This window comes from Streptomyces capoamus (assembly GCF_014654935.1).
Taxonomy (GTDB): Bacteria; Actinomycetota; Actinomycetes; order Streptomycetales; family Streptomycetaceae; genus Streptomyces; species Streptomyces capoamus.
In genome coordinates this window covers 154248-162996 of record NZ_BNBF01000021.1, presented here as the reverse complement: position 1 = coordinate 162996, position 8749 = coordinate 154248, and the positions used below count along the sequence as shown (strand labels likewise).

General features: G+C 71.0%; 8 protein-coding genes. 3 read left to right on the top strand and 5 right to left on the bottom strand.

The features are described from left to right. The 3 genes from IE312_RS28905 to IE312_RS28895 form a co-directional block, all read left to right on the top strand. Positions 1-1053 (top strand): ABC transporter substrate-binding protein (locus IE312_RS28905; protein ID WP_229900549.1); only part of this gene is annotated, 1053 nt, incomplete at its 5' end. 11 nt (positions 1054-1064) lie between these two features. Further along, complete coding sequence (locus IE312_RS28900; protein ID WP_189985236.1) at positions 1065-2417, top strand: ABC transporter permease; 1353 nt, start codon at positions 1065-1067, stop codon at positions 2415-2417. Between the two features lie 25 nt (positions 2418-2442). Next, positions 2443-3282: a carbohydrate ABC transporter permease gene (locus IE312_RS28895; RefSeq protein ID WP_189985235.1), complete on the top strand. Its 840-nt coding sequence runs from the start codon at positions 2443-2445 to the stop codon at positions 3280-3282. 62 nt (positions 3283-3344) lie between these two features. On the opposite strand, the gene pgl is transcribed toward IE312_RS28895, so the two are convergent. The 5 genes from pgl to IE312_RS42270 all read right to left on the bottom strand — a co-directional run. After that, positions 3345-4109 carry a 6-phosphogluconolactonase gene (gene pgl / locus IE312_RS28890; RefSeq protein ID WP_189985234.1) on the bottom strand — a complete coding sequence of 255 codons (765 nt, stop codon included), beginning with the start codon at positions 4107-4109 and terminating at the stop codon, positions 3345-3347. Then, positions 4106-5170: a glucose-6-phosphate dehydrogenase assembly protein OpcA gene (gene opcA, locus IE312_RS28885; protein ID WP_189985233.1), complete on the bottom strand. Its 1065-nt coding sequence runs from the start codon at positions 5168-5170 to the stop codon at positions 4106-4108. Before opcA ends, pgl begins: the two co-directional genes overlap by 4 nt. After that, positions 5167-6705: a glucose-6-phosphate dehydrogenase gene (zwf, locus tag IE312_RS28880; protein ID WP_189985232.1), complete on the bottom strand. Its 1539-nt coding sequence runs from the start codon at positions 6703-6705 to the stop codon at positions 5167-5169. The genes opcA and zwf overlap by 4 nt, the downstream gene beginning before the upstream one ends. 1 nt (position 6706) lies before the next feature. Then, complete coding sequence (tal, locus tag IE312_RS28875; RefSeq protein ID WP_189985231.1) at positions 6707-7825, bottom strand: transaldolase; 1119 nt, start codon at positions 7823-7825, stop codon at positions 6707-6709. Positions 7826-7858: 33 nt separating this feature from the next. Continuing rightward, positions 7859-8749, bottom strand: an 891-nt coding sequence (locus IE312_RS42270; RefSeq protein ID WP_229900548.1) for a transketolase-like TK C-terminal-containing protein, incomplete at its 5' end; no start/stop codon positions are given.

Genomic DNA, 8749 nt, shown 5'->3' with positions numbered 1-8749 from the left:
GGCAACGCGCCCGACGTCGTGATGGTCCCGCAGGTCGGCGTGTTGCAGCAGTTCGCGAAGAAGGGCTGGCTGAAGCCCCTCTCGCCGACCGCCCGGCAGACCATCGGCGCCGACTACGCCCCCGTCTGGCAGAAGTACGGCAGCGTCGACGGCACCCTCTACGGCCTCTACTTCAAGGCCGCCCACAAGTCCACGGTCTGGTACAGCCCCGACGCCCTGACCCAGGCCGGCGTCAAGCCCCCGAAGACGTACGCCGACCTGCTCAAGGCCGGGCACACCGTCTCCGACTCCGGCCTCGCCGCCTTCGCCGTCGCCGGACAGGACGGCTGGACCCTCACCGACTGGTTCGAGAACGTCTACCTGTCCCAGGCCGGCCCCGAGAAGTACGACGCCCTCGCCGCCCACAAGCTCAAGTGGACCGACCCGACCGTGGTGAAGGCCCTCAGCACCCTCGGCAAGCTGTTCGAGGACAAGCAGCTCATCGCCGGCGGCCGGAAGGGGGCCCTGAACACCGACTTCCCCGGCTCCGTGGAAAAGGTCTTCGGGCCCAAGCCCGAGGCAGGCATGGTCTACGAGGGCGACTTCGTCGCCGGGGTCGCCCACGACCAGTACGGCCGTACCGTCGGCAAGGACGCGGACTTCTTCCCCTTCCCCGCGGTCGACGGCGGCACCGCCCCGGTGGTCAGCGGCGGTGACGCGGCCGTCGTCCTGAAGGACGCCAAGAACGCCAAGGCCGGCATGAAGCTCCTGGAGTACCTCGCCACCCCCGAGGCCGCGGCCGTCTGGGCCAAGGCCGGCGGCTTCCTGTCCCCGAACAAGAAGCTCGACCCGGCCGCGTACGGCGACGACGTCACCCGCGCCACCGCCAAGTCCCTCGTCGGCGCCGGCGACTCCGTCCGCTTCGACATGTCCGACCAGGCGCCGGCGGCCTTCGGCGGCACCAAGGGGGCCGGTGAGTGGAAGCTGCTCCAGGACTTCCTGCGCGACCCGTCCGACCCGAAGGGCACCGCGGCGAAGCTGGAAGCCGCGGCGGCCAAGGCCTACCAGGACTGAACGGCAGCACCATGACCGCCATCACTGCCACGAAGCGGCAGGCGGGCCCGCGGGCCGCCGGCCCGGCGCCCGCGCGCCGCGGCCGGCGGCGCGGCCGGCTCATCGCCCCGCTCTTCGTCCTCCCCGCGCTGCTCCTGCTCGGCGCCCTCGTCGTCTACCCGGTGCTGTTCTCCGTCGGCCGCAGCTTCTTCGACGCCTCCGGCACCCGGTTCGTCGGCGGCGCCAACTACACCGAGATGTTCCGCGACCCGGCCACCCTGAAGGCCATCCGCAACACCACCATCTGGGTCGTCGTCGCCCCGGCCCTGCTCACCGGCCTCGGCCTGATCCTGGCCGTCCTGGTGGAGAAGGTGCGCTGGGCGACCGCCTTCAAACTGCTGCTGTTCATGCCGATGGCGGTGTCCTTCCTCGCCGCCGGCATCATCTTCCGGCTCGCCTACGACGAGGACCCGGACAAGGGCGTGCTGAACGCGGCCGTCGTCTCCGTCCACGACGCCTTCCAGGGCACGTCGACCTACCCGACCGCCCGCGGCCGCACCGGACTGCTCACCCAGGGCCCGGACGGCTCCTACCGGACGACCGCCTCGACGGGCGACACCGTGACGCTCCCGATGGTCGGCGTCCTGCCCAAGGACCTGCCCCGGGACGCCGCCCCCGCCCGCACGGCGGCCGGCCGCGAGGCCGCGCCCGGCGAGCTGCGCGGAGTCGTCTACCTGGACTTCACCCCCGGCGGCGGCGGGAAGCAGGGCGCGGTCGACCCGAAGGAGAGCGGCCTGCCCGGCATGACGGTCCAGGCGGTGCGCGACGGCAGGACGGTCGCGAGCACCACGACCGCGGCCGACGGCTCCTTCCGCTTCCCGGGGCTGGAGCGCGGCCCCTACACGGTGGAACTGCCCGAGTCGAACTTCGCCCCGCCCTACCAGGGCGTCTCCTGGCTCGGCCCGACCCTCGTCACCCCGGCGATCATCGGCGCCTACCTGTGGATCTGGACCGGCTTCGCGATGGTCCTGATCGGCGCCGGCCTCTCCACGCTGCCCCGCGACGCACTGGAGGCGGCCCGCATGGACGGCGCGAACGAATGGCAGATCTTCCGCCGGATCACCGTGCCGCTGCTCGCGCCCGTGCTCACCGTGGTCTTCGTGACCCTCGTCATCAACGTGATGAAGGTCTTCGACCTCGTCTACATCATCGCGCCCGGCCCCGTGCAGGAGGACGCCACCGTCCTCGCCACCCAGATGTGGCTGGTCTCCTTCGGCGGCGGCAACGACCAGGGCCTCGGCAGCGCCCTCGGCGTGCTGCTCCTGCTCCTGGTGATCCCCGCGATGGTCTTCAACGTCCGCCGTTTCCGACAGAGCCAGCGATGAGGAGCCAACGAATGAGGAGTCGGCGATGAACGCGATCAGGCGCGGTCTGGGCAGCGGCCTGGTGCAGGCCTTCCTGGTGGTCATCGGGCTGGTCTGGCTGACCCCGCTGGCCGGGCTGTTCGTGTCCTCCCTGCGCTCGGCCCAGGACACCGCGAAGGGCGGCTGGTGGACGGCGCTGGCGAGCCCGGGCCGGCTGTCCTTCGACAACTACGCGGCGCTGCTGAAGAACTCCGGCATGACGCAGGCCTTCTGGAACACGGTGCTGATCTCGGTGCCGGCCACCACCCTGGTCGTCGTCATCGCCGCCCTCGCCGGATACGCCTTCGCCTGGCTGGACTTCCCGCTGCGCGAGCCCCTGTTCCTGCTGGTGGTGGCCCTGCTGGTGGTGCCGGTGCAAATCGGTCTGCTGCCCGTCGCCAAGCTCTTCGGCGCGCTCGGCCTGTTCGGCACGATCCCCGGGGTCGTCCTCTTCCACGTGGCCTACGGACTGCCCTTCGCCGTCTTCCTGCTCCGCAACTACTTCGCGGACATCCCGAAGGAGATGCTGGAGGCGGCCCGGATGGACGGCGGCAGCGAGTGGCGCATCTTCACCCGGCTGGTGCTGCCGGTGGGCCGCCCGGCGCTCGCCTCGCTCGCCATCTTCCAGTTCCTGTGGGTGTGGAACGACATGCTGGTCGCCCTGCTCTTCGCGGACAGTTCCGCCCAGCCGCTGACCGTGGAACTCCAGTCGCAGATCCGCCAGTTCGGCAGCAACATCGACGTCCTCGCCCCGGGCGCGTTCCTGTCCCTGATCGTCCCGGTCGTGGTGTTCTTCGCCTTCCAGCGGCACTTCGTTCAGGGCGTGATGGCGGGGTCGGTGAAATAGCGGCGGCGGGGGCCGAAGCCCCCGCCGCTACAGTGCCGCGACCGTCACGGAGACGCCGGCGGCTACAGCGACCTCGGCAGACGGGAGGCCGCCGCCGCGTCCAGGAGCCACAGGGTGCGCGAGCGGCCGTACGCGCCCGCCGCCGGGGCCTGGATCTCGCCCGCGCCCGACAGGGCGATGGCCGCGGCCTCCGCCTTGTCCTCGCCGGCCGCGAGGAGCCAGACCTCGCGGGCCGCGCGGATCGCCGGGAGGGTCAGGGAGATCCGGGTGGGCGGGGGCTTGGGGGCGCCGTGCACGCCGACCACCGTGCGCTCGGTCTCCCGTACGGCCGGCAGCTCCGGGAAGAGCGAGGCCACGTGGGTGTCCGGGCCGAGGCCGAGCAGCAGGACGTCGAAGGCCGGCACCGCGCCGTGGTTCTCCGGGCCGGCCGCCTTCGCCAGCTCCGCCGCGTACGCCTCCGCGGCGGCCTCGGCGTCCGTGCCGTACGGGCCGTCGGAGGCGGGCATGGCGTGCACGCGCTCCGGGTCCAGCGGCACCGAGTCCAGCAGGGCCTCGCGGGCCTGGGTGACGTTGCGCTCGGGGTCGCCCTCGGGGAGGAAGCGCTCGTCGCCCCACCACAGGTCGAGCCGGCCCCAGTCGACGGCGTCCCGGGCGGGGGCCGCCGCCAGCGCGGCCAGCAGGCCGTTGCCGTTGCGGCCGCCGGTGAGGACCACGGACGCGCTGCCCCGGGAGGCCTGCGCGTCCACGATCTTCGTGATCAGGCGGGCCGCGGCGGCCTGCGCCATCAGCTCCTTGTCGTGATGGACGACCAGCTGCGGAGTGCTCACTTCGCCGTCGCCTTCCTCGCCGGTGCCTTCTTCGCGGTCTTGGCCGCCGCCTTCTTCGCGGGGGCCTTGGCCGCCTCCTCGACCGGTTCCGGTTCCGCGACCGGCTCGGCCGAAGCCTCGGCCGGCTGTTCCGGGACCGTGTGCAGCCGCTCCACCCCGTAGCGCAGCGCCGACGCGTAGGTGTCGTCCGGGTCCAGCCGGCGCAGCTCCTCCGCGATCAGCTCGGCGGTGTCCCGCCGCTTCAGCGCCACCGCGCGGGCCGGCTGGCCCTCGATGGACAGCGTGGCCAGCGAGCCGTCGGCCCGGTCCAGCACGATCGGACCCTGGCTGGTGTCCATGCGGACCGCCGTCAGACCGGGCCCGGAGGACAGCGAGCGCCGCACGGGCACGTCCAGCCGGTCCGCGAGCCACATCGCCAGCAGCTCACAGCTCGGATTGAACTCCTCGCCCTCCACCTCGACGGCCTTCACCTCGCAGGTGACCTGGTCCAGGGCCGCCGCCAGCATGGAGCGCCACGGCGTGATCCGGGTCCAGGACAGGTCGGTGTCGCCGGGCGTGTAGGCCGAGGCACGGGCGGTCAGCTCGCGCACCGGCTCCTCGGCGGCGTAGGTGTCGGTGACCCGGCGCTGGGCGAGCGCGCCCAGCGGGTCCTTCGCCGGGTCGAGCGGGGCGTTCACCGGCCACCACACGACGACGGGCGCGTCCGGCAGCAGCAGCGGCAGGACCACCGAGTCGGCGTGGTCCGCGGCCTCGCCGTACAGCCGCAGGACGACCGTCTCGCCGGTGCCGGCCTCCGCGCCCACCCGCACCTCGGCGTCCAGCCGGGAGGACGTGCGGTCGCGCGGCGAACGCGAGACCCGCTTGATGACCACCAGCGTGCGCGAGGGGTGCTCGCGCGAGGCGTCGTTCGCGGCCTTCAGCGAGTCGTAGGCGTTCTCCTCGTCGGTGACGATGACGAGGGTGAGGACCATGCCGACGGCGGGCGTGCCGATGGCGCGGCGGCCCCGCACGAGTGCCTTGTTGATCTCTCCGGCGGTGGTGTCGGTCAGGTCTATCTTCATGGCCGCCGCCAGCTCCGTCCGTCTCGTGCGAGCATCTCGTCCGCTTCCACGGGACCCCACGTGCCCGACTTGTACTGCGCGGGCCTGCCGTGCTTGTCCCAGTGCTCCTCGATCGGGTCGAGGATCTTCCAGGACAGCTCGACCTCCTCCGTGCGCGGGAAGAGGTTGGCGTCGCCGAGCAGCACGTCCAGGATCAGCCGCTCGTACGCCTCCGGGCTGGACTCCGTGAACGACTCGCCGTAGGCGAAGTCCATGGAGACGTCCCGGATCTCCATCGAGGTGCCCGGCACCTTGGAGCCGAAGCGGACCGTGATGCCCTCGTCCGGCTGGACGCGGATGACGATCGCGTTCTGGCCCAGTTCCTCCGTCGCCGTGTGGTCGAAGGGGGAGTGCGGGGCCCGCTGGAAGACGACCGCGATCTCGGTGACCCGGCGGCCCAGCCGCTTGCCGGTGCGCAGGTAGAAGGGGACGCCCGCCCAGCGGCGGTTGTCGACCTCCAGCTTGACCGCGGCGTAGGTGTCGGTCTTCGACTTCGGGTCGATGCCGTCCTCTTCGAGGTAGCCGATGACCTTCTGGCCGCCCTGCCAGCCCGCCGCGTACTGCCCGCGGACGGTGTTGGCGCCCAGGTCCTTCGGCAGCCGGACGGCGCCGAGCACCTTCTCCTTCTCCGCGGCCAGCGCGTCCGCGTCGAAGGAGGCGGGCTCCTCCATGGCGGTCAGGGCCATCAGCTGGAGCAGGTGGTTCTGGATGACGTCGCGGGCGGCGCCGATGCCGTCGTAGTAGCCGGCCCGGCCGCCGATGCCGATGTCCTCGGCCATGGTGATCTGCACGTGGTCCACGAAGGACCGGTTCCAGATCGGCTCGAACATCGTGTTCGCGAAGCGCAGCGCCAGGATGTTCTGGACGGTCTCCTTGCCGAGGTAGTGGTCGATCCGGAACACCTGGTCCGGTTCGAACACCTCGTGCACGACCTTGTTGAGTTCCTCGGCCGACGCCAGGTCGTGCCCGAACGGCTTCTCGATGACCGCGCGCCGCCAGGAACCGCCGCTCTGGTCGGCCAGGCCGTGCTTCTTCAGCTGCTGGATGACCACCGGGAAGGAGCGCGGCGGCACCGACAGGTAGAAGGCGAAGTTCCCGCCCGTGCCCTGTGCCTTGTCCAGCTCCTCGATGGTGGCGCGCAGCCGCTCGAACGCCTCGTCGTCGTCGAAGGTGCCCTGGACGAAGCGCATCCCCTGGATGAGCTGCTGCCAGACCTCCTCGCGGAAGGGGGTGCGCGAGTGTTCCTTGACCGCGTCGTGGACGACCTCGGCGAAGTCCTCGTGCTCCCAGTCGCGGCGGGCGAAGCCCACCAGCGAGAAGCCCGGCGGCAGCAGACCCCGGTTGGCGAGGTCGTACACCGCGGGCATCAGCTTCTTGCGCGACAGGTCGCCCGTGACGCCGAAGATGACCAGGCCTGACGGCCCCGCGATACGCGGGAGCCGCCGGTCGGCCGGGTCACGAAGCGGGTTCGCTCCGGAACCGGAAACGGGTGACAACTCAGCCCTCCGAAGGCGCGAGGCGCTCGAGCTCCGCCTGGGTGGACTTGAGCAGGTCGTTCCAGGACGCCTCGAACTTCTCGACGCCCTCTTCCTCCAGCACCTGCACGACGTCGTCGTAGGCGATGCCGAGCCTCTCCAGCGCGTCGAGGTCGGCACGCGCCTGCTCGTAGGTGCCGGCGACCGTGTTGCCGCTGATCTCGCCGTGGTCCTCGGTGGCCTCCAGCGTGGCCTCCGGCATGGTGTTGACCGTGTTCGGGGCGACCAGCTCGGTGACGTACAGGGTGTCCGGGTACGCCGGGTCCTTCACGCCGGTCGACGCCCACAGCGGACGCTGCTTGTTCGCGCCCGCCTTCTCCAGCGCGCTCCAGCGGTCCGAGGAGAAGACCTCCTCGTACGCCTGGTACGCCAGCCGCGCGTTGGCGAGGGCGGCCTTGCCGCGCAGCGCCTTGGCCTCGTCGGTGCCGATCGAGTCCAGGCGCTTGTCGATCTCGGTGTCCACGCGGGACACGAAGAAGGACGCCACGGAGTGGATCTCGGACAGGTCCAGGCCGCGCTCCTTGGCCTTCTCCAGGCCGGTCAGGTAGGCGTCCATGACCGCGCGGTAGCGCTCCAGCGAGAAGATCAACGTGACGTTGACGCTGATGCCACGGCCGATGACCTCGCTGATCGCCGGGACGCCCGCCATGGTGGCCGGGATCTTGATCAGGGTGTTGGGGCGGTCGACCAGCCACGCGAGCTGCTTGGCCTCGGCGACGGTGGCGTGCTCGTTGTGCGCGAGACGCGGGTCGACCTCGATGGAGACCCGGCCGTCCTGGCCGTTCGTGGCGTCGAAGACCGGGCGCAGGATGTCGGCGGCGTCGCGGACGTCCGCCGTGGTGATCATGCGAATGGCCTCTTCGACCGTGACCTTGCGGGCGGCGAGGTCCGACAGCTGCTGGTCGTAGCCGTCGCCCTGCGAGATCGCCTTCTGGAAGATCGTCGGGTTGGTGGTGACGCCCACGACGTGCTGCTGGTCGATCAGCTCGGCGAGGTTGCCGGACGTGATCCGCTTGCGCGACAGGTCGTCCAGCCAGATCGCGACGCCTTCTTCGGAGAGGCGCTTGAGTGCGTCTGTCATGGAATTACATCTCCTACGTGTCGTATACGGGCGTCAGCGCTGGGCGTCGGCGAGGGATTCCCGCGCCTTCGCGGCCACGTTCTCCGCGGTGAAGCCGAACTCCTTGAAGAGCACCTTGGCATCGGCGGAGGCACCGAAGTGCTCCAGGGAAACGATGCGGCCGGCGTCCCCCACGTACTTGTGCCAGGTCAGGCCGACGCCCGCCTCCACGGCGACTCGGGCCTTCACGGACGGCGGCAGCACGCTCTCCCGGTACCCCTGGTCCTGCTGCTCGAACCACTCCACCGACGGCATGGACACGACCCGCGTCGGGACGCCCTCGGCCTGGAGCCGCTCACGGGCCTCGACGGCCACGTGCACCTCGGAACCGGTGGCGATCAGGATGACCTGCGCCTCGCCGCCGTCGGCCTCGAACAGGACGTAGCCGCCACGGGCGGCGTCCTCGTTCGGCTCGTACGTCGGCACGCCCTGACGGGTGAGCGCGAGACCGTGCGGCTGGCCCTTGCCGAACTCCTTCGTCCAGCGCCTGAGGATCTCGCGCCAGGCGATCGCGGTCTCGTTGGCGTCCGCCGGACGCACGATGTTCAGACCGGGGATCGCGCGCAGCGAGGCCAGGTGCTCGACCGGCTGGTGGGTGGGGCCGTCCTCGCCCAGACCGATGGAGTCGTGCGTCCACACGTACGTCACCGGCAGGTGCATCAGGGCCGACAGGCGCACCGCGTTGCGCATGTAGTCGGAGAAGACGAGGAAGGTGCCGCCGTACACGCGGGTGTTGCCGTGCAGGGTGATGCCGTTCAGCTCCGCGCCCATGGAGTGCTCGCGGATACCGAAGTGGATCGTGCGGCCGTACGGGTTGGCCTCCGGCAGCGGGTTGCCCGCGGGCAGGAACGAGCTGTCCTTGTCGATCGTGGTGTTGTTCGAGCC